Annotated in this window: 23 protein-coding genes and 4 pseudogenes; 22 read left to right on the forward strand and 5 right to left on the reverse strand. The window is 73.3% G+C overall.

Annotated features, from left to right (window positions below; translation table 11 throughout):
• Nucleotides 1-22: 22 nt before the first annotated feature.
• From QQK22_RS01215 to pstB, 9 genes and pseudogenes are all read left to right on the forward strand, one after another.
• Complete coding sequence (locus tag QQK22_RS01215) at nucleotides 23-679, forward strand: hypothetical protein (protein WP_284248781.1); 657 nt, start codon at nucleotides 23-25, stop codon at nucleotides 677-679.
• The gene (locus QQK22_RS01220; protein WP_284248783.1) at nucleotides 676-1170 is read left to right on the forward strand and encodes a hypothetical protein; all 495 of its coding nucleotides are present in this window, start codon (nucleotides 676-678) and stop codon (nucleotides 1168-1170) included. Before QQK22_RS01215 ends, QQK22_RS01220 begins: the two co-directional genes overlap by 4 nt.
• On the forward strand, nucleotides 1167-1604 hold the full coding sequence (locus tag QQK22_RS01225) for a GNAT family N-acetyltransferase (protein WP_284252469.1): 438 nt from the start codon (nucleotides 1167-1169) through the stop codon (nucleotides 1602-1604). The genes QQK22_RS01220 and QQK22_RS01225 overlap by 4 nt, the downstream gene beginning before the upstream one ends.
• Nucleotides 1601-3987: pseudogene (locus QQK22_RS01230) on the forward strand (RNA degradosome polyphosphate kinase). The gene QQK22_RS01225 and the pseudogene QQK22_RS01230 overlap by 4 nt, the downstream one beginning before the upstream one ends.
• A 4-nt stretch (nucleotides 3988-3991) precedes the next feature.
• Nucleotides 3992-5110 (forward strand): NUDIX domain-containing protein, encoded by a 1119-nt coding sequence (locus QQK22_RS01235; RefSeq protein WP_284248785.1) that lies wholly within the window; start codon nucleotides 3992-3994, stop codon nucleotides 5108-5110.
• Nucleotides 5111-5310: 200 nt separating this feature from the next.
• On the forward strand, nucleotides 5311-6450 hold the full coding sequence (locus QQK22_RS01240) for a phosphate ABC transporter substrate-binding protein PstS (RefSeq protein WP_284248787.1): 1140 nt from the start codon (nucleotides 5311-5313) through the stop codon (nucleotides 6448-6450).
• A gap of 102 nt (nucleotides 6451-6552) precedes the next feature.
• Nucleotides 6553-7557, forward strand: a complete 1005-nt coding sequence (pstC, locus tag QQK22_RS01245; RefSeq protein ID WP_284248789.1) for a phosphate ABC transporter permease subunit PstC — start codon at nucleotides 6553-6555, stop codon at nucleotides 7555-7557.
• Nucleotides 7557-8477 (forward strand): phosphate ABC transporter permease PstA, encoded by a 921-nt coding sequence (gene pstA / locus QQK22_RS01250; protein ID WP_284248792.1) that lies wholly within the window; start codon nucleotides 7557-7559, stop codon nucleotides 8475-8477. Before pstC ends, pstA begins: the two co-directional genes overlap by 1 nt.
• Nucleotides 8478-8491: 14 nt before the next feature.
• The gene (pstB, locus tag QQK22_RS01255) at nucleotides 8492-9271 is read left to right on the forward strand and encodes a phosphate ABC transporter ATP-binding protein PstB (RefSeq protein WP_284248793.1); all 780 of its coding nucleotides are present in this window, start codon (nucleotides 8492-8494) and stop codon (nucleotides 9269-9271) included.
• A gap of 264 nt (nucleotides 9272-9535) precedes the next feature.
• On the opposite strand, the pseudogene QQK22_RS01260 reads toward pstB, so the two are convergent.
• The 3 genes and pseudogenes from QQK22_RS01260 to QQK22_RS01270 all read right to left on the reverse strand — a co-directional run bounded on the left by QQK22_RS01260 (nucleotide 9536) and on the right by QQK22_RS01270 (nucleotide 12034).
• Nucleotides 9536-10548: pseudogene (locus QQK22_RS01260) on the reverse strand (inorganic phosphate transporter).
• A 200-nt stretch (nucleotides 10549-10748) separates the two neighbouring features.
• Nucleotides 10749-11183 (reverse strand): annotated as a pseudogene (locus tag QQK22_RS01265) (DUF47 domain-containing protein); the annotation flags it as partial.
• A gap of 77 nt (nucleotides 11184-11260) precedes the next feature.
• Nucleotides 11261-12034 (reverse strand): winged helix-turn-helix transcriptional regulator, encoded by a 774-nt coding sequence (locus QQK22_RS01270; RefSeq protein ID WP_284248796.1) that lies wholly within the window; start codon nucleotides 12032-12034, stop codon nucleotides 11261-11263.
• A gap of 133 nt (nucleotides 12035-12167) precedes the next feature.
• On the opposite strand from QQK22_RS01270, the gene QQK22_RS01275 reads away from it, so the two are divergent.
• From QQK22_RS01275 to dtd, 8 genes are all read left to right on the forward strand, one after another.
• Nucleotides 12168-12905: a hypothetical protein gene (locus QQK22_RS01275; RefSeq protein WP_284248798.1), complete on the forward strand. Its 738-nt coding sequence runs from the start codon at nucleotides 12168-12170 to the stop codon at nucleotides 12903-12905.
• Nucleotides 12906-12980: 75 nt separating this feature from the next.
• Nucleotides 12981-13115 (forward strand): hypothetical protein, encoded by a 135-nt coding sequence (locus QQK22_RS01280; RefSeq protein ID WP_284248800.1) that lies wholly within the window; start codon nucleotides 12981-12983, stop codon nucleotides 13113-13115.
• Nucleotides 13115-13468 (forward strand): heme-binding beta-barrel domain-containing protein, encoded by a 354-nt coding sequence (locus QQK22_RS01285; RefSeq protein ID WP_284248802.1) that lies wholly within the window; start codon nucleotides 13115-13117, stop codon nucleotides 13466-13468. The genes QQK22_RS01280 and QQK22_RS01285 overlap by 1 nt, the downstream gene beginning before the upstream one ends.
• Nucleotides 13417-13707, forward strand: coding sequence for a heme-binding beta-barrel domain-containing protein (locus QQK22_RS01290; RefSeq protein ID WP_284248804.1), 291 nt, complete (start codon nucleotides 13417-13419; stop codon nucleotides 13705-13707). Before QQK22_RS01285 ends, QQK22_RS01290 begins: the two co-directional genes overlap by 52 nt.
• On the forward strand, nucleotides 13707-14837 hold the full coding sequence (gene ygfZ / locus QQK22_RS01295) for a CAF17-like 4Fe-4S cluster assembly/insertion protein YgfZ (protein WP_284248806.1): 1131 nt from the start codon (nucleotides 13707-13709) through the stop codon (nucleotides 14835-14837). The genes QQK22_RS01290 and ygfZ overlap by 1 nt, the downstream gene beginning before the upstream one ends.
• A gap of 40 nt (nucleotides 14838-14877) precedes the next feature.
• A complete protein-coding gene (locus QQK22_RS01300) occupies nucleotides 14878-15960 on the forward strand; it encodes an FUSC family protein (RefSeq protein ID WP_284248808.1) in 1083 nt (360 codons plus the stop codon).
• A 39-nt stretch (nucleotides 15961-15999) separates the two neighbouring features.
• Complete coding sequence (locus QQK22_RS01305; protein ID WP_284248810.1) at nucleotides 16000-16350, forward strand: DUF2516 family protein; 351 nt, start codon at nucleotides 16000-16002, stop codon at nucleotides 16348-16350.
• Nucleotides 16351-16372: 22 nt separating this feature from the next.
• The gene (gene dtd / locus QQK22_RS01310; protein ID WP_284248812.1) at nucleotides 16373-16804 is read left to right on the forward strand and encodes a D-aminoacyl-tRNA deacylase; all 432 of its coding nucleotides are present in this window, start codon (nucleotides 16373-16375) and stop codon (nucleotides 16802-16804) included.
• A gap of 34 nt (nucleotides 16805-16838) precedes the next feature.
• Here the strand turns inward: dtd and QQK22_RS18465 are convergent, their stop codons facing one another.
• Nucleotides 16839-17354 carry a VOC family protein gene (locus QQK22_RS18465; RefSeq protein WP_348525623.1) on the reverse strand — a complete coding sequence of 172 codons (516 nt, stop codon included), beginning with the start codon at nucleotides 17352-17354 and terminating at the stop codon, nucleotides 16839-16841.
• 176 nt (nucleotides 17355-17530) lie between these two features.
• Between QQK22_RS18465 and QQK22_RS01320 the strand changes: the two are divergent.
• From QQK22_RS01320 to QQK22_RS01330, 3 genes and pseudogenes are all read left to right on the forward strand, one after another.
• Nucleotides 17531-20076 (forward strand): annotated as a pseudogene (locus tag QQK22_RS01320) (ATP-dependent Clp protease ATP-binding subunit).
• Nucleotides 20077-20729: 653 nt separating this feature from the next.
• Nucleotides 20730-21287, forward strand: a complete 558-nt coding sequence (locus QQK22_RS01325) for a hypothetical protein (protein ID WP_284248817.1) — start codon at nucleotides 20730-20732, stop codon at nucleotides 21285-21287.
• An 8-nt stretch (nucleotides 21288-21295) separates the two neighbouring features.
• Nucleotides 21296-21829, forward strand: coding sequence for an acyl-CoA thioesterase (locus tag QQK22_RS01330; RefSeq protein ID WP_284248819.1), 534 nt, complete (start codon nucleotides 21296-21298; stop codon nucleotides 21827-21829).
• Nucleotides 21830-21853: 24 nt separating this feature from the next.
• Here QQK22_RS01330 and QQK22_RS01335 read toward each other — a convergent pair whose 3' ends face one another.
• Nucleotides 21854-23179: an MFS transporter gene (locus tag QQK22_RS01335; RefSeq protein WP_284248820.1), complete on the reverse strand. Its 1326-nt coding sequence runs from the start codon at nucleotides 23177-23179 to the stop codon at nucleotides 21854-21856.
• Here QQK22_RS01335 and QQK22_RS01340 point away from each other — a divergent pair.
• Together QQK22_RS01340 and QQK22_RS01345 are read left to right on the forward strand one after the other, a co-directional pair.
• Nucleotides 23167-23880: a DsbA family oxidoreductase gene (locus QQK22_RS01340; protein ID WP_284248822.1), complete on the forward strand. Its 714-nt coding sequence runs from the start codon at nucleotides 23167-23169 to the stop codon at nucleotides 23878-23880. The two genes, QQK22_RS01335 and QQK22_RS01340, sit on opposite strands and share 13 nt — an antisense overlap.
• 2 nt (nucleotides 23881-23882) lie before the next feature.
• A complete protein-coding gene (locus tag QQK22_RS01345; protein WP_284248824.1) occupies nucleotides 23883-24032 on the forward strand; it encodes a hypothetical protein in 150 nt (49 codons plus the stop codon).
• Nucleotides 24033-24137 lie beyond the last annotated feature (105 nt).

A 24137-nucleotide genomic window follows, 5' to 3' on the forward strand; every position in this document is an offset into this window, starting at 1 on the left:
CACGCGGGGGAGGATGGGCGCCATGACAGGAGCTGACGGAACCTCCGCGGGGCCCGGACCCTTCCGGCGTCCCGCGTCGCTCGACCAGGTGCGCGCCTCCCAGGTCCCGGGCGGACTCGACCCGGCCGCGCGCGCCCAGGCCGCGCACCTCACGGCGCACGCCCTGCTGGGGCGCGGGCACGAGGCCGACATCACGCCCGAGGAGGTCGGCCGCCTCGTCCGGCTCGTCGAGACCGAGGGGCTCGACACCCTCGCGGCCCTGTGGGCCGACAGCGCCGGCGACTCGCTGCCCGGTGCGCTGTGGCGCCTGTACGTGCTGCGCGAGTGGATCCGCCGGGCACCTCGCGAGGTCGCGGACCGGTACGCGCTCGGGTCGCGCCGTGCGGAGGTCGACGACGTCGTCGCCGGGCTCCCGCACCCGCCGTCGCCCGACGAGGTGGCCGCCCTCGCGGACGCGGTGCTGACCGGTGCGGTCACGGCCGACCTCGACGTCGCGCTCGACCGCGCCGCCGCGTTCTACCGCGTGGTGGGCACCGGGGCGGCGCTCGACGCCGACCTGCACGAGCTGCCCCACGGGGACGAGGCGGAGACGGCCACGCGCCGCGCCTCCAACCTCGTGCGCACGTCGCAGGAGCTCCAGCTCGCGGCGCGACGGGCCCGCGCCGGGACGCTGCGATGAGCGCGCCGGTCGCGCCCACCGTGCTCGACGCGGCCGCCCGCGCGCAGGTGCGCGAGCTCGCGGACCGCGCCCACGCCGTCGACGGCGTCGCCCCGCTCTCGGAGGCCCACCTCCTCGCGCTGCGCGACGGTGACGCGCCGCAGCTCGTCCACCGCACGGACGGCGTGCTCGACGGCGCGGCGGTCCGGGCCGACGGCTCGGTCGAGATCGTCGTCGACCCGGGTGCGCGACGGCGCGGGACCGGCACGCGGCTGCTCGCCGCCGCCGAGGAGGCCGAGCCGGGGGCGGCTACTGGGCCCACGGGGACCTGCCGCCCGCGCGGGCGTTCGCGACCGCCGTCGGGCTCGCACCGACGCGCGAGCTGCTCGTGCTCGGGCGGGCGCTGGGCGAGCAGGACGCCGCGCAGCCCGCCGACCCGCGGATCCACTCGCTCGCGCAGCGCGACGGCGCCGCCGCCCGCGAGCCGCACCTCGCCTCGTGGCTCGCCCTGAACGCGCTCGCGTTCGCCGACCACCCGGAGCAGGGCCGGTGGACGCGCGCCGACCTCGACGCCCGGCTCGCCGAGCCGTGGTTCGACGCCTCGACGCTGTGGGTGCTCGACGACGAGGCGTCCGACGACGAGGCGTCCGACGGCCCCGCAGCGGCGAGCGTGTGGGTCAAGTGGCCGGCGGGTGAGGCCGCCGAGATCTACGTGCTCGCCGCGCACCCGGACCGCGGCGGCCGGGGTCTGGGCGGCCGCGTGCTGCGCCACGCGCTGGGCGAGATCGCGCGGGTGGGCGCTCGCGACGTCGAGCTCTACGTGGACGGCGGCAACGCCGCGGCGCGACGGCTGTACGAACGCGAGGGGTTCACCGTGCGAACGCGCGACGTCCGGTACACGACGTCCTCGCGACCCGCCGACGGGGGTGCCACGATAGGGCCATGACGGATCCCTCGCCCGAGACCGCGCCCACGCCCGACGACGCCGGCGCCCCCGCCGGTCCGGTCGACACCGCTGTCGACACCGCGGTCGACGAGCTCGAGGAGGACCTCGAGGACCTGCGCGAGGCCGAGTCCGCCGACGCCGCCGCGGAGGCGCTCGTGAGCGCCGCCGTCCCGCTGCCGCAGGCACCGGTGGAGCCGCTCGACGGACCGGAGGGCGCCGACGGCGTCGACGGAGCCGAGGGCGAGGCGTCCACCGAGACCCCGCTGCCCGCCGACCGCTTCGCCGACCGCGAGATCTCCTGGCTGGCGTTCAACGAGCGCGTGCTCGAGCTCGCCGAGGACGAGACGAAGCCGCTGCTCGAGCGCTGCCGGTTCGCCGCGATCTTCGCCTCCAACCTCGACGAGTTCTTCATGGTGCGCGTCGCCGGCCTCAAGCGCCGGATCGCCACCGGCCTCGCCGTCACGGCCGCCTCGGGCCTGACCCCGCGCCAGGTGCTCGAGGCGATCTCCGTGCGGGCGCACGAGCTGATGGCCCGCCACGCGGCGGTCTTCGCCGACCTGCTCACCCCGGCGCTCGCGGCCGAGCAGATCACCTTCGTGCACTGGGACGAGCTGGGCACGGGGGAGCAGGACCGCCTGCACAAGTACTTCCGCCGGCAGATCTTCCCGGTGCTGACGCCGCTCGCCGTCGACCCGGCCCACCCCTTCCCCTACATCTCGGGCCTCTCGCTCAACCTCGCCGTCGTGGTGAAGAACCCCTCGACCGAGAAGGAGCACTTCGCCCGGGTCAAGGTGCCGCCGTCCCTGCCGCGCTTCATCGCCGTCGACGAGGCCGTGGCCAAGGGCGAGATCGACCCGACGCCCGTGCGCCGGTTCATCTCGCTCGAGGAGCTGATGGCCGCGCACCTGCACTACCTCTTCCCCGGGATGGAGGTCGTGGAGCACCACTCCTTCCGCGTCACGCGCAACGAGGACCTCGAGGTCGAGGAGGACGACGCCGAGAACCTGCTCAAGGCGCTCGAGAAGGAGCTGCTGCGCCGCCGGTTCGGCCCCGCCGTCCGGCTCGAGCTCGCGCCCGACATCTCGCCGCAGGTGCGCCGCCTCCTGGTGCGCGAGCTCGGGGTGAGCGAGCACGAGGTGTACGAGCTGCCCGCGCCGCTCGACCTCACGGGGCTGAACGTCGTGGCCGACGTCGACCGCCCGGAGCTGCAGTACCCGCGGTTCGTGGGGCGGACGCCGCGCGCGCTGGCCGAGGTCGAGAGCGCGAGCCCGACCGACTTCTTCGCCGCGATCCGCGAGCGCGACATCCTGCTGCACCACCCCTACGACTCCTTCTCCACGAGCGTGCAGCAGTTCCTCGCGCAGGCCGCGGCCGACCCGACCGTGCTGGCGATCAAGCAGACGCTCTACCGGACCTCCGGCGACTCCCCGATCGTGGATGCGCTCATCGACGCCGCGGAGGCCGGCAAGCAGGTGCTCGCGATCGTCGAGATCAAGGCCCGCTTCGACGAGCAGGCCAACATCTCCTGGGCGCGCAAGCTCGAGCAGGCCGGCGTGCACGTCGTCTACGGGATCGTCGGTCTCAAGACCCACTGCAAGCTCTCGCTCGTGGTGCGGCAGGAGGCCGACGGGCTGCGCCGCTACTGCCACATCGGCACGGGCAACTACAACCCGAAGACGGCGCGCATCTACGAGGACCTGGGCCTGCTGACGTGCGACGGCGAGGTCGGCCAGGACCTCACGCGCCTGTTCAACCAGCTCTCGGGCTACGCGCCGAAGTCGCGCTTCCACCGCCTGCTGGTCGCCCCCGCTCCATCCGGGCCGGCCTCGTCGAGCGGATCGAGCGGGAGATCGAGCACCACCGCGCGGGCCGCGAGGCCTGGGTCAACCTGAAGATCAACTCGATCGTCGACGAGGCCACGATCGACGCGCTCTACCGCGCGTCGCAGGCGGGCGTGCCGGTCGGCGTCGTGGTGCGCGGGATCTGCGCGATCCGCGCCGGCGTCCCGGGGCTCAGCGAGAACATCCGGGTGCGCTCGATCCTCGGTCGCTTCCTCGAGCACTCGCGGGTGTACGCGTTCGGGAACGGGGGCGAGCCCGAGTACTTCATCGGCAGCGCCGACCTGATGCACCGCAACCTCGACCGCCGGGTGGAGGTGCTCGTGCGGCTCGTCGACCCCGACCACGTCGCGACGCTCGCCCGCCTCTTCGAGGCCTCGCTCGCGGACACGACGGCGTCGTGGCACCTGCGCGACGAGGAGGGGGAGCAGCGGTGGGTGCGGGTGGCGACGTCGGAGGACGGCGAGCCGCTGCTCGACCTGCAGGCGAGCCTCATGCCGCGCTCGCGGCAGCGCGCCCGCGTCCGCCGCAGCGGCCTGCGCTGACGTCGTGGCGGGCGACGGCGACGGGCGCGGGGCGAGGGTGACGGGGGCGGGGGCCCAGCGGCGCAGCGCCGCGACGGTGCACGCCGCGGGCGCGCTGGTCTGGCGCGCGAGCGGCAAGCACCTCGAGGTGCTGCTCGTGCACCGGCCCCGCTACGACGACTGGTCCATCCCGAAGGGCAAGCTCGACCCCGGCGAGGCGCTCCCGGCGTGCGCGGTGCGCGAGGTGGCCGAGGAGACCGGGGAGCAGGTCGTGCTCGGGCAGCCGCTCCCGGGGGTGCGGTACCGGCTCACGGACGGTCGCGTGAAGCAGTGCCACTACTGGGCGGCGCGCGTCGTCGCCCCCTCGCACCCCGCGGTGCTGGCCCGGGGCGAGGTGCCGCGCTGCGACCCGCGCGAGGTGGACGAGGCGCGCTGGGTCCGCGCGTCGCACGCGCGCGAGATGCTGACGCGCCACGCGGACCGCGCACCGCTGGACGCCCTGGTGGACCACTGGGAGGACGGCACGCTGGACACGCGGGCGTTCGTGGTGCTGCGGCACGCGCGGGCGCGCAAGCGCAGCGCGTGGCCCGGCGGCGAGACCGACCGGCCGCTGACGGCGACCGGTGTGCAGGACGCCGAGGGCGTGATCAGCACCCTGGCGGCCTACGGCGTCGCCGACGTGTTCACGAGCCCGTGGGAGCGCTGCCGCGCGACCGTGGCGCCGTACGCGGTGGCGGCGCGGCTCGGCGTCGTGCCCGTGCCCGAGATCACCGAGGCGGCCAACGCGAAGCGGCCCAGCGGCGCCGCCCGAACCGTGGACCGCCTGCTGGCCGCCTTCCGCTCGCGCCGGAAGGAGGCGGAGCGCGACGGCGCCCGCCGGGACACCGACACGGACCTGGCGCACGCGGACCTGGCGCACGCCGGGGAGAAGGTCGACGACGGAGCCGTGCTGTGCACGCACCGCCCGGTCCTGCCCACGGTGCTGGAGGCGCTGTCGGCGCGCGCGCCGCGCCGGGTGAGCTCGCGGTTCCCCGACACCAACCCGTACCTGCGCACGGCCGAGATGCTCGTCAGCCACGTGCTGCCCCGCCACCGACGCGGCGTGCGGGTCCACGCCGTCGAGCTCCGGCGGCCCTCCGCGTGACTTGCACTTGGTGCGATCACGAGGTGACGCTGAGGCGATGCGAACACTCCGGCGAGGCGTCGGGCGTGGGTGGGAAGGTGTCGACCCTCGTTCAACTCCCGTTCACCTTCGACGGGAACCATGGTCACCCGCGGTCCCTACGTTCTCGTCCTGGCGGACGTGAGACGCGTGCCGCCCACACAGACGAGAGGGACAGATTCGTGAAGAAGTCGATCCGCCGCGGGATGCTCGCCGGCCTGGCCGCCAGCACGGCCATCGTCCTCGCCGCGTGCGGCGGTGGCGTGACCGCGGGTGACTCCGCGTCGCCGTCCGGCTCGGGTGACGGCTCCGGCGACACGGCCGCACCGGCCGGTGAGCTGAGCGGCAACCTCGCGGGCGCCGGCGCCTCCGCCCAGGGCAAGGCCCAGGAGGGCTGGATGGCCGGGTTCTACGACGCCGAGCCCGGTGTGACGGTCTCCTACGACGCCGTCGGCTCCGGCGGCGGCCGCGAGCAGTTCCTCGCGGGCGGCACGCTGTTCGCCGGCACCGACTCGATCTTCAAGGAGGACGAGATCGCCTCGGCCACCGACCGCTGCTTCGGCGGCGAGCTGATCGAGCTCCCCCTCTACATCTCGCCGATCGCCGTGATCTACAACCTTCCGGACACGGGCGTGGAGAACATCCAGCTCGACGCCGAGACGATCGCGAAGATCTTCGCGGGCGAGATCACGAGCTGGGACGACGCCGCGATCGCCGATCAGAACCCCGACGCGACGCTCCCGGCCACGTCCATCACGGTCGTCAACCGCTCGGACGACTCCGGCACCACGGAGAACTTCACCGAGTACCTGTCCGAGGCCGGCAACGGCGCGTGGACCGAGGAGCCGGGCGACGCCTGGCCGATCGCCTCGCAGCAGTCGGGTGACGGCACCTCCGGCATGGTGACGACCGTCGCCGCGGCCGAGGGTGCGATCGGCTACGCCGACGCCTCGCAGGCGGGCGACCTGGGCACCGTGGCGCTGAAGGTGGGCGAGGAGTACGTGCCCTTCAGCCCCGCGGCCGCGGCGACCGCCGTCGACGCCTCCCCGCTGACCGAGGACGCGACCGAGAAGCGCATCACGTACGCTCTCGACCGCACCACGACCGCGGCCGGCGCCTACCCGCTGGTCCTCATCTCCTACCTCGCGGCGTGCGACACCTACGACAACGCCGGTGACGCCGCCAACGTGGCCGCCTACCTCGGCTACATCGCGAGCGAGGCCGGTCAGGAGCGCGGGTCGGAGGCGGCCGGTTCCGCCCCGATCTCCTCGGAGCTGCGCACGCAGGTCGAGGCCGCGATCGAGATGATCTCGGCGTCCTGATCCACCTCGGCACGTCATGACGCAGCGCTGCGGCGGCACCCCCGGGGGTGTCGCCGCAGCGGTGGGTCCGCCGCCAGACACCACCACCTCGAGAGGGAGCCCGTGAGCACCGACGTCACGCCGGAGACGGCGTCCGCCCCCGACGGCGAGGGCAAGCCCCTCGGCGCACGTCGGGGCCGGCACCCCGGCCGCCTGGGCAACCGGATCTTCGCCGGGCTGTCCACCGGTGCCGGCATCCTCATCCTGGTGACGCTCGCCGCCGTCGCGATCTTCCTGGTCCGTGAGGCGATGCCGGCGATCACGGCGTCACCGGAGGCCTACTCCGACTTCACCCGCGGGCTCAACCTCGGCCAGTACATCGCGCCCCTGGTCTTCGGCACGGTCCTGGCGGCGCTGCTCGCGCTCGTCGTGGCGGTGCCGCTCTCGATCGGGATCGCGCTCTTCATCGCGCACTACGCCCCCAAGCGCCTCTCGGGGCCGGTCGCGTACGTGATCGACCTCCTCGCGGCGATCCCCTCGGTGGTCTACGGCCTGTGGGGCTTCTTCTGGCTGGTGCCGAAGATCGGTCCGATCATGGACTGGATCTCGGAGCGCCTCGGCTTCATCCCGATCTTCGCCGACTACGCCCCGCCCGCGAAGAACATCACCTCGGCGGCCCTCGTGCTCGCCGTCATGATCCTGCCGATCATCACCGCCGTCTCGCGCGAGGTGTTCCTGCAGACGCCGCGCCTGCACATCGAGGCGTCGCTCGCGCTCGGCGCCACGCGCTGGGAGGTGGCGCGCCAGGCGATCCTCCCGTTCGGCCGCTCCGGCGTCGTGTCCGCCTCGATGCTCGGGCTCGGTCGCGCGCTGGGGGAGACCATGGCCGTGCTGATGATCCTCGCGCCGTTCGCCAAGGGCACCGAGATCTACAGCTTCAAGCTGTTCGCCAGCGCGGAGCACCAGACCATCGCCGCGAACATCGCGCAGCAGATCCGCGAGGCGCACGGCATGAGCGTCAGCGTGCTCATCGCGAGCGGCCTCGCGCTGTTCGCCATCACCCTCGTCGTCAACATGGCCGCCCGCGCGATCGTCGCGCGCCGCGCCGCCTTCTCGGGAGCGAACTGATGACCGCCGTGACCGACCGGCCCGTCACCGACCTCGACGCCGGAACCCTCACCACGAGCGCGTCGGGCCGTCGCCGCAAGCGCACCAACGCCGTCATGGCCGGTCTCGTGACCCTGGCGTTCCTCATCGCGCTCGTCCCGTTGATCTCCCTGGTCGTCGAGGTCGTCGTGCGCGGCGGCCAGATGCTGAACTGGCAGTTCCTCAGCACCGACATGGCCGGGATCTTCGGTGACACGACCGAGGGCGGGGTCAAGCACGCCATCTTCGGCACGCTCCAGATCACCGGCCTCGCGACGCTGATCTCCGCCCCGATCGGGCTGCTCGCCGCGATCTACCTCGTGGAGTACGGCACCGGACGGCTCGCCAAGGTGCTGACCTTCCTGGTCGACGTCATGACCGGCATCCCCTCGATCGTGGCCGGCCTCTTCGCCGTCGCCCTCTTCGCCGTGCTCATCGGTCCGGCCTACCGCTCGGGGCTGATGGGCGCCGTCGCGCTGTCGGTGCTGATGATCCCGGTGGTCGTGCGCTCGTGCGAGGAGATGCTCAAGCTGGTGCCGAACGAGCTGCGCGAGGCCTCCTACGCGCTCGGCGTCCCGAAGTGGCTGACCATCGTCAAGGTGGTGCTGCGCACCTCCCTCGCCGGGATCGTCACGTCGATCGTGCTGGCGATCGCGCGCGTCATCGGCGAGACGGCGCCGCTGCTGCTCACCGTCGGCATCGTCACCCAGATGAACGGCAGCATGCTGGACGGCCGGGTCGCTACGCTGCCCGTGTTCGCCTTCAGCCAGTACAGCCAGGACAGCCAGGGCGTCGGCGCGGACCGCGCCTGGGGCGCGGCCCTCGTCCTCATCCTCATCATCATGATCCTCAACCTCGTCGCACGGTTCATCTCGAGCCGGTTCTCGATCGCCGAGAAGTAAGTCAGGAGATCCTCATGTCCAAGCGCATCGACGTCAGCGACCTCGACATCTACTACGGCGACTTCAAGGCCGTGCAGGGCGTCACGATGGCCATCGAGCCCCGCTCGGTGACCGCCCTGATCGGCCCGTCCGGCTGCGGCAAGTCCACCTTCCTGCGCACCCTCAACCGCATGCACGAGGTCATCCCCGGGGCGCGCGTCGAGGGCAAGGCCGTCATGGACGGCGTCGACATCTACGGCAAGGACGTCGACCCGGTCGAGGTCCGCCGTCAGATCGGGATGGTGTTCCAGCGCCCCAACCCGTTCCCCACGATGTCGATCCGCGAGAACGTGCTCGCCGGCGTGAAGCTGAACAACCGCCGCATGCCGAAGCCGATGGCCGAGGAGCTGGTGGAGTCGTCGCTGCGCGGCGCGAACCTCTGGAACGAGGTCAAGGACCGCCTGGACAAGCCGGGGTCGGGCCTCTCGGGCGGCCAGCAGCAGCGCCTGTGCATCGCGCGCGCCATCGCGGTTTCGCCGCAGGTGCTGCTCATGGACGAGCCGTGCTCCGCGCTCGACCCGATCTCCACGCTCGCGATCGAGGACCTCATCCACCAGCTGAAGGAGGACTTCACGATCGTGATCGTCACGCACAACATGCAGCAGGCCTCCCGCGTCTCCGACCGCACGGGGTTCTTCAACCTCGAGGCGACCGGTCAGCCCGGCCAGCTCGTGGAGATGGACGACACCACGACGATGTTCTCCTCGCCGTCCAAGAAGGCCACCGAGGACTACATCTCGGGCCGCTTCGGGTGAGCCCCGCTCCCCACTGACCGGTACCGACGAACGGCCGGCCCCCGCCCGGGGCCGGCCGTTCGTCGTCGTCGCACCCCGTCGGCCCTCGCTCACAGCGGCGCCGTCTCGCTGGGAGCGGCTGGTGGTGCCGACGTCGCGACCCGCTCCGCATCACCGCAGGTCAGGGGCCTGCGGAATCGCGCGGTCATGCAGCGAGCCGCTGTCAGCGAGGGCCCAGCCGCTGTGGGCGAGGGTGCGGGGGCCCGACGACGATCCGGTCGGGGCTCAGAGCAGCACGAGGTGCGCGAGCCAGAACGTGAGCGCGGCGATCACCGCCGCCATGGGGATCGTCAGCACCCACGCCACCGCGATGTTCCCCGCCACGCCCCACCGCACCGAGGAGAGCCGCTTCGTCGCGCCGACGCCCATGATCGCCGAGGTGATCGTCTGGGTGGTGGAGACCGGGGCGTGGAGCCCCATCGCCATCACGTAGAGCACGACGGCGGAGACCGACTCCGCCACGAAGCCGCGCGCCGGGTCGAGGTCGATGAGGCGCCGGCCGAGCGTCCGCATGATGCGCCAGCCGCCCGCGTACGTCCCGAGCGAGATCGCGGCGGCCGCCGCCAGCTTCACCCAGAGCGGGATCCCGTCGTCGGGCTGGGCCCACCCGACGGTGAGCAGCGCCAGGAAGATCACGCCCATCGTCTTCTGGGCGTCCTGCAGGCCGTGGCCGAGCGCCATCGCGGCGGCCGAGACCGTCTGCGCCATCCGGAAGCGGCGTGTCGTCGGGCCCGGCCGGGCGTTCCGGAAGGCCCACAGCAGCCCGATCATCAGCGCGAACGCCAGCCCGAACCCCACGAGGGGCGAGAGGACCATCGGGATCACGACCTTCTCGACCACCTCCCCCACTGCACCACGAACGAGCCCGCGAGGCCCGCGCCCACCAGGCCGCCGATGAGTGCGTGCGAGGACGAGGACGGCATGCCGAACCACCAGGTCACGAGGTTCCACCCGATCGCCCCGACCAGCGCGGCGAGCACCACCACCAGCGCGGTGGCGGCGTGCGAGGGGTCGGTGACGTCGAGCGTGACGATGCTGGTCGCGATGGTCTCGGCCACCGAGGTTCCCAGCAGGGCGCCCACGAAGTTCATCACCGCGGCCATGATCAGCGCCGCGCGCGGCGTGAGCGCGCGCGTGGAGACCGACGTCGCGATGGCGTTCGCGGCGTCGTGGAAGCCGTTCGTGTAGTCGAACGTGAGGGCGAGCGCGACGACGGCGACGACGAGCGCGATCTCCACCGATCAGGCCTCCTTGACGGCGATGACCTCGACCGCCGCGGCCGCCTCCTCGAAGGCGTCGACGGCGAGCTCGAGCCGGTCGGTGACCTCCTTGAGGCGGAGGATCTCGACGGCGTCGCCACCGGCGGGGAGCGCCCGGCCCAGAGGTCGCCCAGGAGCTGGCGGTGCACGCGACCGGCCTCGTTCTCGACGCTGTTGACCTGGACCCAGAACTCGCGCAGCCCTCCGATCGAGGTCAGGCGCGCCGTCGCGTCGGCCGTGAGCTCGGCGCAGCGCTGCAGGGCGTCGGCCTGGGCGACCACACCGGCCGGCAGCTCGCCGGCGCCGGTGAGCACGACGTGCGCCGCGGCGCCCTCCAGCGCGTCCGCGCAGTCGTCCAGCCGCTGCACGAGGCGGTAGATGTCGTCGCGGTCGAACGGTGTCACGAAGGTGTCGCCGACCCGGCGCAGCACGGCGTGCGCGGCGTCGTCGGCCTGCTGCTCGATCTCGGCGAGACGTTCGGCGAGCTCTTGTCGCGACGCGGGGGCGCTGCCCACCAGCTCGACGAGCACCCGCGCGGCGACGGGGAGGAGGGCGCCCTGCGCGGCCAGGAGGTCGAGCAGCGAGGTGTCACGAGGCTTGAGGCGCAGGCGCACGGGGGCTCCGGGTTCGGTGGGACGGGTCGAGCGGTGGGACGAGGGCGGGCGGTCGAGGCCGCCGGTGGTGGGCGCGGTCAGCCGCGCGAGCGCGGGGCCCGGGTGACGACGTCGGCCTCGCCGAGACCGGCCGTCGGCCCCGCGTCGTCGGGATCGGCCGCGGCCTCGCCCTGGCGGTCGCGCGGCGGCTCGAACCGGTACCCGACGTTGCGCACCGTGCCGATGAGGGTCTCGTGCTCGATCCCGAGCTTCGCCCGCAGCCGCCGCACGTGCACGTCGACGGTGCGCGTGCCCCCGTAGTAGTCGTAGCCCCAGACCTCCTGGAGCAGCTGCGCCCGGGTGAAGACGCGGCCGGGGTGCTGCACCAGGTACTTCAGCAGCTCGAACTCCTTGTAGGTGAGGTCGAGCGCGCGCCCGCGCAGCCGCACGGTGTAGCCGCTGGGGTCGATGGCGAGCTCGCCGGAGGAGATCTCGGCGTCCTCGTCGGTGACGCGCTGCTGGCGCTGTCCGTCGGCCAGCAGGCGCAGCCGTGCCGAGAGCTCGGCGGGTCCGGCGGTGTCGAGGACGATGTCGTCCGTGCCCCAGTCGGCGTTCACGACCGTCAGGCCACCCTCGGTCAGCACCAGCAGCAGCGGCACCGTCAGGCCGGTCGAGCGGATGAGGCGGCAGGTCGTGCGAGCGGTCGCGAGGTCGCGGCGGCCGTCGAGGATCACGAGGTCGGAGTCCGGGGCGTCCAGGAGCGCCGACGGTTCGACGGGCAGCACGCGGACCCGGTGGCTGAGGAGTCCGAGCGCGGGCAGGACCTGCGAGGAGCCCCCGGGTTCCGACGTCAGCAGCAGCAGCTCGGCCACGCGCGTCCCTTCGCTCGGGTGGAGGATCGGGCCCCACTGTATTGCAGTACCGTGGGTGGGGCCCCGCAGGGCACGAGCGGTGGGCACGAGCAGCCCGTCGCCGCCGATCGACGGACGGACGAGGGAGTGGTGGGTGCGGACCCTCATCGGCGCATCGACCCGGGCTGTCGTCAGCTCGCTCGCCACGGCGCTCCTCGCCGTCGCCGCCCTCCTCGCCTGGGAGGCCGCGCTCGCCGTCCTGGCCCTGCTGGTCGCGATCTTCGCGTGGGGCTGGCCGCAGCTGCTGGCGCTCCCCGCCTTCACGGGGACCCGCGTGCTGCTCGCCCTCGTCGCTGCCGCGAGCTTCGCCGCCGTCACCCTCACCGGTGACATCCGCCTCCTGACCCTCGTCGCCGCGCTCGGCGTCGTGGCCGCGTTCGTGCGCGAGTTCGCCCGGCGCGACGGCCGCCCCCGCCTCATCGAGTCGCTCGCCGCCTCCGCCGCCGGCATCGCCGTCGTGGTCTCCGCCGCCGGCTGGGTCGCGGTGGGCGAGAGCCCGACGTCGCTCACGGTCGTCCTGACGGCGGCCGTCGCCCTGGCCGCGGGCTCGGCGTGCGCCGCGATCCACCTCCCGCCCTGGCCGCACGCGCTCCTGACGATCGCGGCCGCGACCGGCGTCGGGATCGGGGGCGGGTACTTCCTGCCCGAGGTCGGGTACGTCGTCTCCGGGCTCCTGGGACTCAGCGCGGGTCTGCTGAGCGCCGCGCTCCACGCGCTGCTCGGGCGCTACCCCTCGGCCGGCCGGCCGGCCGCGGCCCTCGCCGCGGCGGTGCTGCCCGTCGCCGTCGTCGGCATCCCGGTCTACGTGCTGCTGCGCTTCTACCTGGTGTGACGCCGCCCCTCCTGGTGCGACGGCGCCTCTCGCGCGGGCGCGTGCGCGCACGGGCGACGCCGTAGGCTGGGTCGCATGAGCACGCTGCCCCTGATCGGCTCCATGAGCACCCTCCACCTGGTCTTCACGCTGCTGATCGCCGTCGTGGCCGTCACCGTCACGTGGTTCGCCGGGTACGTCGTCTACCGGCTGCTGAAGCAGAACCGCTGATGTCGTTCGAGCTGCCCGACGACCTGAGCCCCGACCTCTACCCGCTCGCGTGGCTGGTCGGTCGCTGGCGCGGCGCGGGGGTCATGGCCTACCCGGGTATCGACGAGCGCGGCATCGTGGTCGACGTCGAGCTCACCCACGACGGCGGCCCCTACCTCGCCTACAGCTCCACGATCTCGCTGCTCGAGAGCGCCCTGCCCGACCGTGAGCAGAGCTTCGACCCGGCCGAGCTCGTGCCAGGCGCCGTGTGGTCGCGCGAGTCCGGCTTCTGGCGTCCCGCGTCCGAGGGGAGGCGCTGCCCGTGCAGGGAGCGCCCGCCGACGCCCCTGCCCCGAGCGGGCTCGAGGTCCTGATCGCCGAGGCCAGCGGGCACGTGTCGGTGCACGTCGGCTCCGCGCAGGGACCGCGCGTCGACCTCGTCTCCCACCACGTCGCCCGGACCGCCACCGCGTCCGAGGTCGTGGGCCAGCGGCGCATGTACGGCTGGGTGCGAGGCGAGGTGTTCTTCTCCATCGAGCTCGCCGCCTTCGGGCACGAGCTGCAGTCCTACGCCACCGGGCGGCTGGTGCGGTACACGCCCGCCGGTTCCTGATGCTGGACGTCGCGGGCGCCGTCGTCGCCTCCGGTCCGGACGCCGGGGTCGCGGCGCACTACGGCGACCCGATGCGCGAGCAGCGCCTGCTGGCCGCGGGTCGCGCCGTCGTCGACCTCAGCCATCTCGGCGTCGTCGCCGTCACCGGGTCCGACCGTCTCGGGTGGCTCGACACGCTGTCCTCGCAGCGGGTGCGCGACCTCGCCCCGGGGCAGTCCGCGGAGCTGCTGCTGCTCGACGTGCACGGCCGCGTCGAGCACTCCGCCGCGCTCGTGGACGACGGCGTGCGCACCCTGCTGGTGACCGAGGCCGCGCACGCGGAGCCGCTGGCGACCTACCTCGACCGCATGCGGTTCATGCTCGACGTCGCCGTGGCGCCCGCGCACGTCGCCGTGCTCGGCGTGGTCACGGCGGGGGAGGCCGCCGGGGAGGCTGCAGTCGCGAAGGCTGCGGCCGCCGTCGGCGACGGCGCCTTGCTGGCCACCTGGCGCGACCCGTGGCCCGGCGTCGTCCCGGGCGGCACGCGCTACGCGCTGGTCACCGACCACCCGGGTGCGATCGCACCCACCGCCCTCCTGCTGGTCGCGGGAGAGGCGTTCGACGACGTCGCGGGTCGCCTCCTCGCCGACGGCACGCCCGTGGCGGGCACGCTCGCGTGGGAGGCGCTGCGCGTGGCCGGCTGGCGGCCGCGGCTCGCCGCCGAGGTGGACGAGAAGTCGCTGCCGCACGAGCTGGACTGGCTGCGCACCGCCGTCCACCTCGACAAGGGCTGCTACCGCGGGCAGGAGGGTGTCGCGCGGACGTTCAACCTCGGGCGACCGCCGCGCCGCCTGGTCATGCTGCACCTCGACGGGTCCGACCACCTGCTGCCCGAGGCGGGTGCTGCCGTCGCGCACGGTGATCGCGTCGTCGGACGCGTCACGAGCGTCGCGCGCCACCACGAGCTCGGGCCGGTCGCGCTGGCCGTCCTCAAGCGCTCGGTGCCCGCGGACGTCGAGCTGCGGGTCCAGGGACCGGCCGGCGACATCGCGGCGTCGCAGGAGGTCGTCGTCGGGACCGACGGGTTCGGTCAGGGGCGCCCCGCCGACCGCGGGCCCGTGACGCCGGGGCTGCGCCGCCCGCAGGGATGAGCGCGCGCGAGCGGCGCGTTCCGGGGGCGTCGCGCGGCGGGTGCAGCAGGGCCTGCAGGGGGCGCGGACCGGCGTGCTGCGCTCGCGTGACGCGGCGGGGCCGATCGCCTGGGTGAGCCTCGCCTCGGGCGTGGCCTACGCCGGCGCCGGCGCCCTGCTCGGGCACCCGTACCCGTTCTTCGCGGCCGTGGCCGCGTTCTCGGCGCTGGGGTTCACGGCGGACGTGCAGCCGCGCCGCGTGGGCGAGGTCGCCATCGGCATCTCGCTCGGCGTCGCGATGGGCGAGGCGATCGCGCTGCAGTTCGGCTCGGGGCCGATCCAGACGGCGGTCGTGGTGTTCGTGGCCGCGATGATCGCGAAGGCGCTCGACCCCTCGCCCGTGCTCACCACGCAGTCCGCGGTGCAGGCGATCGTGGTGCTCGGGCTGCCCCTGATGTCCTCCTCCGGGGGCGGCGTGGGGCGCTGGACCGACGCGCTCATCGGCGGCGCGATCGCGCTGGTCTTCTCGCTGTTCATCCCGCGCGACCCCCGACGGCGGCCGCGCACCCTCGCGCGCGGCACGCTGGAGGAGCTCGCCGAGGTGCTCGCGCGGCTCGGGCGCGGCCTGCACACGGGCGACGGCGTCGCGGTGCAGACCGCGCTCGACCGCGCGCGCTCGACGCAGGCGAAGCTCGTCGCGTGGGAGGCCTCGGTGAGCGCGTCGGGGTCGACGGCGAAGCTCTCGCCCGCGTGGCACCGGCACGTCGCGGCGGTCGCCGACCTCGCCGACGCGTGCGAGTACACCGACCGCGCGATCCGCACCACGCGCGTGCTGGCGCGCCGCAGCGCCGTCGCGGTCCGGGAGGGGTGGAGCGACGGCGAGGTGGCCGGCCTCGTGGAGGAGCTGGGCATCGTGGCGCGCCGGCTGGGCGGCCTGATCGGGTCCGGGCGCACCGGCGACGGCGCCGCGGCCGAGCTGGCGGAGATCGCCGCGCGGCTGGGGACGGCCGGGGAGCGCGACCCGGTGCGCCACACGCTGCTGTCGCTGCTGCGGTCGGCGACCTTCGACCTGCTGCGGGCGGCGGGGCAGGACGAGGCCGCCGCGACGCGGGCGCTGCGGCAGCCGCCGGGCACGGGCGCGTAGGCAGGCGCGCGGACACACGGCGGCGCGTAGGCTCGGGGCGTGGCCTTCACCATCCAGACGTACGTCTTCGCGCTGCTCTTCCTCGTGGGCTTCCTGCTGTCCGTGTGGGCGTTCGCCGACGCGGTGCGGCGCCCGGCCGTGGGGTTCACCAACGCGGAGAAGCGCACCAAGCCGTTCTGGGTGGCGATCATCGCCGCCGGCGTCTTCTTCGGCTACCTCGCGATCCCGCCGGTCTCGATCTTCGGGTTCGTCATCGGGTTCGGGCTGCCGCTGCTGTTCGGTCTGATCGCCGTGCTCCCTGGCGCGATCTACCTCGCCGACGTCAAGCCCGAGGTCATCCGGTTCTCGCCGCGCCGCCCGGGACCCTCGGGTTCCAGCGGACGCTGGTAGACCGGGTCGCTCGGGTCACCTCGTGCGGGCGCTCCTGCAGCGGGTCGACGGTGCCCGCGTGCTGGTCGACGGCGCCGTCGTCGGCTCGGTCGAGGGTGAGGGTCTGCTCGCTCTCGTCGGCGTGACGCACGGCGACGGCGCGGACCAGGTCGCGCACGTGGCGCGCAAGATCGCGCACCTGCGGATCCTGCGGGGCGAGCGCTCGGTGCTCGACGCCGGCGCCGGGGTGCTCCTGGTCAGCCAGTTCACGCTGTACGCGGACGTGCGCAAGGGGCGCCGGCCCACCTGGAACGCCGCGGCGCCGGGTGACGTCGCGCAACCGCTGGTCGACGACGTCGCGACCGCGCTGCGGGACCTCGGCGTCCCGGTCGAGACCGGCGTCTTCGGCGCGGACATGCGGGTGGAGCTGACGAACGACGGCCCGACGACGATCCTGGTGGACACCGCCGGCTGATCGCCGGCGGTGTCCACCCGGGCGTCACGGGACGTCAGGCGGGCGTCTGCTCGCCGTCGCCCGCCTGCGCGAACGCGGCCGCGGCCGCCTCCTGGTCCATGAAGAACGGCTCCCACACGTGACCGTCGAGGTCGCGGAAGCTGCGGCCGTACATGAAGCCCATGTCCTCGGTCGGACGGGCCTCGGTGCCGCCCGCGGCCAGCACCCGCTCGAGGAGGGCGTCGACGGCGTCGCGACCCTCGAGGTCGAAGGACAGCAGCACCTGCGTCGTCGTGCCCGGGTCGGAGGGGAGGTGCCGGGCAGGAACCGGGCGAACGACGAGGGCGCGTGCAGCATGACGGCGACCTGGCCGGGGATCAGCTCCAGGCACAGGACGTCCTCGGTGGTGTACATCGGGTTGAAGCCGTAGCCGAGGGCGGACCAGAACTCGCGCGTGGCGGCGACGTCGGCGACCTGCAGGTTGGGGAAGAACATCGGGGACTCCTCGGTGGTGCCGGCGGGGCGGCCGGAGCGGGTGGTGCGGGACATCGTGGTGGACCGCGCGGCGCAGCGGAAGTCATCGGTGGGCGACCGATCCGGTGGGGCCCTGGCGACGAACCACGGGTGAGCGTCTTTCACGCCTGGGGCGAACAGCGGCATGGATTGTCGGACCCGCCCGTTAGATTGGGTGAACGCCGCCCGACGGTCGTGCTTCGCGACCGACGCAGCCGGAAAGAAGGTGCCGCCATGTTCGAGAGATTCACCGACCGAGCACGTCGCGTCGTCGTCCTTGCGCAGGACGAGGCACGCATGCTCAACCACAACTACATCGGCACGGAGCACATCCTGCTCGGGCTGATCCACGAGGGCGAGGGCGTGGCCGCCAAGGCGCTCGAGTCCCTCGGCATCTCCCTCGACGTCGTGCGCCAGCAGGTCGTGGACATCATCGGCGAGGGTCAGCAGGCCCCGACCGGTCACATCCCGTTCACGCCGCGAGCGAAGAAGGTGCTCGAGCTGTCGCTGCGCGAGGCGCTGCAGCTGGGGCACAACCACATCGGCACCGAGCACATCCTGCTCGGGCTCATCCGCGAGGGCGAGGGCGTCGCCGCCCAGGTCCTCGGCAACCTCGGCGCCGACCTCGGTCGCGTGCGCCAGCAGGTGCTGCAGCTCCTCCAGGGGCAGCCCGGCAAGGAGCCCGTGGCCGCCGGTGGTCCGCAGGAGGGCACGCCGTCGGGCTCGGCCGTGCTGGACCAGTTCGGGCGCAACCTCACGCAGCTGGCCCGCGAGGGCAAGCTCGACCCGGTCATCGGTCGCGAGACCGAGGCCGAGCGCGTCATGCAGGTGCTCTCGCGCCGCACGAAGAACAACCCGATCCTCGTCGGCGAGCCGGGTGTGGGTAAGACCGCCGTGGTCGAGGGCCTCGCGCAGGACATCGTGCGCGGCACCGTGCCCGAGACGCTGAAGGACAAGCAGCTCTACACGCTCGACCTCGGTGCGCTCGTGGCGGGTTCGCGCTACCGCGGCGACTTCGAGGAGCGCCTGAAGAAGGTCCTCAAGGAGATCCGCACGCGCGGCGACATCATCCTGTTCATCGACGAGGTGCACACCCTCGTGGGTGCGGGTGCCGCCGAGGGCGCGATCGACGCGGCCAGCATCCTCAAGCCGATGCTGGCGCGCGGCGAGCTCCAGACGATCGGCGCGACGACGCTCGACGAGTACCGCAAGCACATCGAGAAGGACCCGGCGCTCGAGCGCCGCTTCCAGCCGATCACGGTCAACGAGCCGACGCTGCCGCACGCCATCGAGATCCTCAAGGGTGTGCGGGACCGGTACGAGGCGCACCACCGCGTCACGATCACCGACCCGGCGCTGGTGGCCGCGGCCACCCTGGCCGACCGCTACATCAACGACCGCTTCCTGCCGGACAAGGCGATCGACCTGATCGACGAGGCCGGAGCCCGGCTGCGGATCCGTCGCATGACGGCGCCGCCCGAGCTGCGCGAGCTCGACGACCAGATCGCCGAGGCGAAGCGTGCCAAGGAGTCGGCGATCGACGACCAGGACTTCGAGCGCGCCGCGCGCCTGCGCGACGACGAGAAGAACCTCGCCGCGCGCCGTCTCGAGCGCGAGAAGGCGTGGAAGTCGGGTGACCTCGACGTCGTGGCGACCGTCGACGAGGAGCTCATCGCCGAGGTGCTGGCCGCCTCGACCGGTATCCCGGTCTTCAAGCTGACCGAGGAGGAGTCCTCGCGGCTGCTGCGCATGGAGGACGTGCTGCACCAGCGCATCGTCGGCCAGAAGGCCGCCGTCACGGCGCTCTCGCAGGCGATCCGCCGCACGCGCGCCGGCCTGAAGGACCCGAAGCGTCCCGGTGGTTCGTTCATCTTCGCCGGGCCCACCGGCGTCGGGAAGACGGAGCTCGCCAAGGCGCTCGCGGAGTTCCTGTTCGGTGACGAGGACTCCCTCATCCAGCTCGACATGAGCGAGTTCTCCGAGAAGCACACGGTCTCGCGGCTGTTCGGCTCGCCCCCGGCTACGTCGGGTACGAGGAGGGCGGCCAGCTGACCGAGAAGGTGCGGCGCCGTCCGTTCTCCGTGGTGCTGTTCGACGAGGTGGAGAAGGCGCACGCCGACATCTTCAACTCGCTGCTGCAGATCCTCGAGGACGGGCGTCTGACCGACTCCCAGGGTCGCGTGGTCGACTTCAAGAACACCGTGATCATCATGACCACCAACCTCGGTGCGCGGGACATCAGCAAGGGTCTGCAGACCGGCTTCCAGGCCGGCGGTGACCTCTCGACGTCCTACGAGCGGATGAAGACGAAGGTCAACGAGGAGCTCAAGCAGCACTTCCGGCCCGAGTTCCTCAACCGTGTCGACGACGTCGTGGTGTTCCCGCAGCTGAGCCGCGACGAGATCTTCCAGATCGTCGACCTCCTCATCGCGCGTCTCGACAAGCGCCTCGAGGACAAGGACATGACGATCGAGCTGACCGAGGCCGCCAAGGTCCTGCTGGCCGACCGCGGCTACGACCCCGTGCTCGGGGCTCGGCCGCTGCGCCGCGCGATCCAGCGCGAGATCGAGGACACGCTCAGCGAGAAGATCCTGTTCGGCGAGCTCCGCGCGGGTCAGAAGATCATCGTCGACGCGCGCGGCGAGGGTCTCCTCGGCGAGTTCCTGTTCACCGGTGTGGACAAGGACGACCCGCGGCTCGAGGCCGAGGTCGTCACGGTCGGTGCCGCGACCGACGCCCCCGTGACCGCCGTCGAGGACGCGCCGTCGCAGGAGAGCTGAGGTCGGGCCCCGGCGGCTGCGCCGTCGGGGACCGGAACGCTGACGAGGGCCGTCGCACCGCAGGGTGCGGCGGCCCTCGCCGCGTCTCCGCCCCCGTGAGTGGGTCGGGAGCGACTTGTGGGGTGCCGAGTGCCGGGTGCCGAGTGCCGAGTGGCCCGCGTCGACGAATCGAGTGCTGCGTTGAGCGCGGATAGGACGTCGAGTGCTGCGTTGAGCGCGGATAGCGGGGCTTAACCGCGGCTGTTGAAGCAGTCGGTGTCGCGTGCGCGTGCGCGTGTCGCTGGGGAACGTCGGGTGGCCGGGTCCGCTGCACTGCCGCGTCGGTCGGAACGAGTGTTGCGCTCGGCACCGATAAGCCATCGAGTGTTGCGCTCAACACGGATACGGCGGCTTAACCGTGCGTGGCGCAACAGTCGACCTCGCGACTTCGTGACCTCACGGCCTGGCGGCCGGCGGCTGGCGGCCGGGCAAGTCGGGTCGCCGCCTCCGCCGGGCGGCTACGGGTCGAGTGTTGCGCTTGGCGCGGATACAGCGGCCCAACCGTGCGTGGCGGAACAGTCGGCGGGTCGGCGGAGCGGCAGCGAGGGGTCGTGGGAGGCGCGTTCGGGTGCCGATCCCCGCGCGGGGGTGCGGCTTCACTACAGTGTCGAGGCGTGAGCACTCCTTCGCCCGGATACGGCCAGCAGCCCCAGCAGCACTCGCCCCAGCAGCCCCAGCAGCCGCAGCAGCACGGCACCCCTCCGCCGGCCGGCTACGGCGCCCCTGCCGCGCACGGCGGCGGCAGCCCGGTCCCGCCCGGCTACGGTGCTCCGGTCCCGGGCCCGTCGCAGCAGGGCCCGCAGGCCACCATCGACCTCACCGTCCAGGGCTCGGTCATGATGCGGAGCTTCGTGCCCCCGACCATCTGGGTCAACGGTCACGTGCTGACGCCGAAGTACGGCCAGCGCGACGTGCCGGTCCCCGCCGGCCCCGTCCGCGTCGACGTCGAGTGCCAGTGGATGCGCAAGTACGGCCAGGCGTCGCTGAGCTTCACCGCCCAGCCCGGCCAGACCGTCCCCGTCTTCTACGCGGCACCGGCGCACCAGTTCACGACCGGCGCCATCGGCCACACGAAGCAGAAGCACAAGGGCATGGGCTTCGTCTGGGGCATTCTCGGCGTCGCGCTCGCGCTGATCGTGTTCGCCGTCGTGCTCCCCTTCGCCCTGGGCTGACCCCCGCCGTGGCACGCCAGCTCCACCTCCTGCTCGCCTCCACCCGCCCGCGCGCGGCGGTCCCGGACGCTGATCCGCTCGCCGTCTCGGTCACGCGCATGCGGGTGCGCCCGGGCGACCTCGACTTCTACATGCACGTCAACAACGGCACGTACCTGCAGATGATGGACGTCGCGCGCAGCAACTACATCGCCGACATCGACGGCGTCGCCAAGCTCGCCCGCCGGCGCTGGTACCCGGTCGTCTCGGCCTCCACCATGCGCTACCGCCGTTCGCTCACGCTCGGCCAGCGGTTCGAGATCCACACCCGGATGGTCGGGTGGGACGAGCGCATCACGTACCTCACCCAGGAGTTCGTCCGGGGCGGCCAGGTCGTCGCGCGCGGCCTGGTGGCCGGTCGGTTCCTCACGCGCGGCAGCGGGGAGCGGGTCCCGGCGCCCGACGTCGTCGAGCTGCTGGCCCCGGGACTCGCCCAGCCGACCCTCCCGGAGGACGTCGCGGAGTGGGCCCACGCCGTCGGCGTCGCCTACCGCGGGGACTGAGCACCGTCCGCCCGACGGCGGCGGTCACCGATCGCCGTCGGGCCTCACCCCGATCCCGGCCCGGGCCCGGGTGGTCCGGTTCGCGTGCACCGAGTAGCGCGGCACGAAGCGCCACAGCGCGCCGGCCGCGCCGAGCGACAGCACGGCGACCGCGCCGACGCCGCCCGCCAGGGACCCGAGCGCCGCACCGGCCGAGAGCACGAGCGGGCCGCCGGCGCTGCCGAGGTCCTGCAGCAGTCGCCACGCGCCGAGGAACGGGGCGCGGGAGGCGGGCGGGGCGACGTCGGCGCCCAGCGTCATCACGACGCCCGATCCCATCCCGTTGCCCAGCCCCAGCAGGAGGGCGACCAGCCCGAGGGTGGTCGCCGTCGTCGTGAACGGGACGAGCGCAAGCGCGAGACCCATCGTGAGCATCGACGGGATCGCGATCCACAACCGCCCGCGCGCGTCCATCACCTTCCCGGCGGGGTAGAAGAGCAGCATGTCGACGGCGCCGGAGACACCGAAGACGAGCGCGGTCGTCGTCGGGTCGAGGCCGAGGTGCGCGCCCCACAGCGGCAGGACCACCTGACGCGCGCCGCGGATGAGGCCGATGGCGCCGGTCGCGATGCCGAGGCGTGCGAGGACGGCGCGGTGCTCGCGCAGCACCGCGACGACGCCGCCGTGTCCCTCGGTGGCGCGCACGTCGTCGGCCCCGGGCAGCTCGCGCGAGAGCGTCACGATCAGCCACGCCAGCAGCGAGGTCCCGACGGCGAGCGCGAACGCCCGCGCCGGTGACCCGCCCGCCACCACGAGTGCGCCGGCGAACGGCCCGATGAACAGGCCGATCCGATGGACACCGCCGAGCGTGGACAGGGCGCGGGCCCGCCGCAGCGGCGGCACCACCGCGGTGAGGTAGGAGTGGCGCGCGAGACCGAAGACGGCGTCGGCGCACCCCACGAGGAACAGGCACACGGCGAGCACGGCGATCGACGGCGCCAGGGCGGCCCCCGCCGTCGCGACGGCCACGAGCAGGCACGCGAGCTGCATCGCGCGGCGGTCGCCGATGCGACCGGCGAGCGCACCGGCGGGGATGTCGGCGACGATGTGCCCGATCGGCAGCATGGCGGCCAGGACGCCGGCGACGGCGAGGCTGCCGCCCTGCGCCGTCACCACCGCGGGCACGAACGGGATGATCGCGCCGATCCCCGCCTCGACCACGATGGCGGGGAGGTAGACGCCGGGCCACAGGCGGCGCAGGCTCCAGGCGTCGGGGGCGGGGAGGTCACCGCTCCATCGTGGACCACCGGCCGACCGGGCGAGGAATAGTCGGTGTCGTCCCGTCCGTTGACGAGGACGTGACCACGCCATCCACGCCCCCGCGCGAGTCCCGCGAGCCGCACGATCCTCTGACCGTCGAGATCTGGTCCGACGTGCAGTGCCCGTGGTGCTACATCGGCAAGCGCCGGTTCGAGCGTGCGCTCGCCACCTCCGGCGAGGACGTGACGATCACCTACCGCTCGTTCGAGCTGGCCCCCGACACCCCGGTCGACTACGAGGGCACCCCGGCGGACTACCTGAGTGAGCGCCGTGGCGTCTCACCGGCGCAGGCGGCCGAGATGATGGCTCACGTGACCGGCCTCGCGGCCGACGAGGGGCTCGCGTTCGACTACGACCACGTGCACCAGACCAACACGGTGCTGGCGCACGAGCTGCTGCACCTCGCGCGCGAGCACGGCCTCCAGCTCGAGCTGAAGGAGCGGCTTCTGGCCGCCTACTTCGAGCAGGGGAGGCACGTCGGCCGCGTGGAGGAGCTGATCGAGCTGGGCGCCGACGTCGGTCTCGATCCAGACGAGATCCGCGCAGCCCTCACCGACCACCGCCACCTCCCCGCCGTGAAGGCCGACGTCGCCCAGGCCGCCGCCTACGGCATCCGCGGGGTGCCGTTCTTCGTGATCGACGGCGCGCTCGGGGTCTCCGGAGCGCAGAGCCCCGAGACGTTCGTCGCTGCGCTCGCCCAGGCCCGAGCGATGCGCGAGCAGCCCGCCGCGGTTCCCGGGGCGACGGCGTGACGGTGTCGCCCCGACAGGACGTCGACGCCGCGGTGGAGCCGTCGGACGCCGCTGCTGCGCCGCGGCCGCTCACGTTCGTCACCCCCGTCGAGGACTCGCTCGAGGCGGGTGTCTGCGTCGACGGCGTCTGCGCGGTCGACCCGCCCGGCTGAGCCCGTCCCGTCGTGAGGTGTCGCCGTTCCGCCGTGAGGTGCGGAACGGGCTGTCTCGTCGGAAGCGCGGCGTGTCGGCACGGACGCGCCGTCGCCACCGAGGCC

The organism is Litorihabitans aurantiacus (assembly GCF_030161595.1).
GTDB lineage: Bacteria > Actinomycetota > Actinomycetes > Actinomycetales > Beutenbergiaceae > Litorihabitans > Litorihabitans aurantiacus.

What these genes read in the sequence shown, in the direction of transcription:
- ygfZ (WP_284248806.1), top strand. Translation starts at nt 13,707, where the DNA reads ATGCTGGACGTCGCGGGCGCCGTCGTCGCCTCCGGTCCGGACGCCGGG.
- QQK22_RS01335 (WP_284248820.1), bottom strand. Translation starts at nt 23,179, where the DNA reads ATGGCGTGGTCACGTCCTCGTCAACGGACGGGACGACACCGACTATTC.
- QQK22_RS01220 (WP_284248783.1), top strand. Translation starts at nt 676, where the DNA reads ATGAGCGCGCCGGTCGCGCCCACCGTGCTCGACGCGGCCGCCCGCGCG.
- pstB (WP_284248793.1), top strand. Translation starts at nt 8,492, where the DNA reads ATGTCCAAGCGCATCGACGTCAGCGACCTCGACATCTACTACGGCGAC.
- QQK22_RS01285 (WP_284248802.1), top strand. Translation starts at nt 13,115, where the DNA reads ATGTCGTTCGAGCTGCCCGACGACCTGAGCCCCGACCTCTACCCGCTC.
- QQK22_RS01280 (WP_284248800.1), top strand. Translation starts at nt 12,981, where the DNA reads ATGAGCACGCTGCCCCTGATCGGCTCCATGAGCACCCTCCACCTGGTC.
- pstA (WP_284248792.1), top strand. Translation starts at nt 7,557, where the DNA reads ATGACCGCCGTGACCGACCGGCCCGTCACCGACCTCGACGCCGGAACC.
- QQK22_RS01215 (WP_284248781.1), top strand. Translation starts at nt 23, where the DNA reads ATGACAGGAGCTGACGGAACCTCCGCGGGGCCCGGACCCTTCCGGCGT.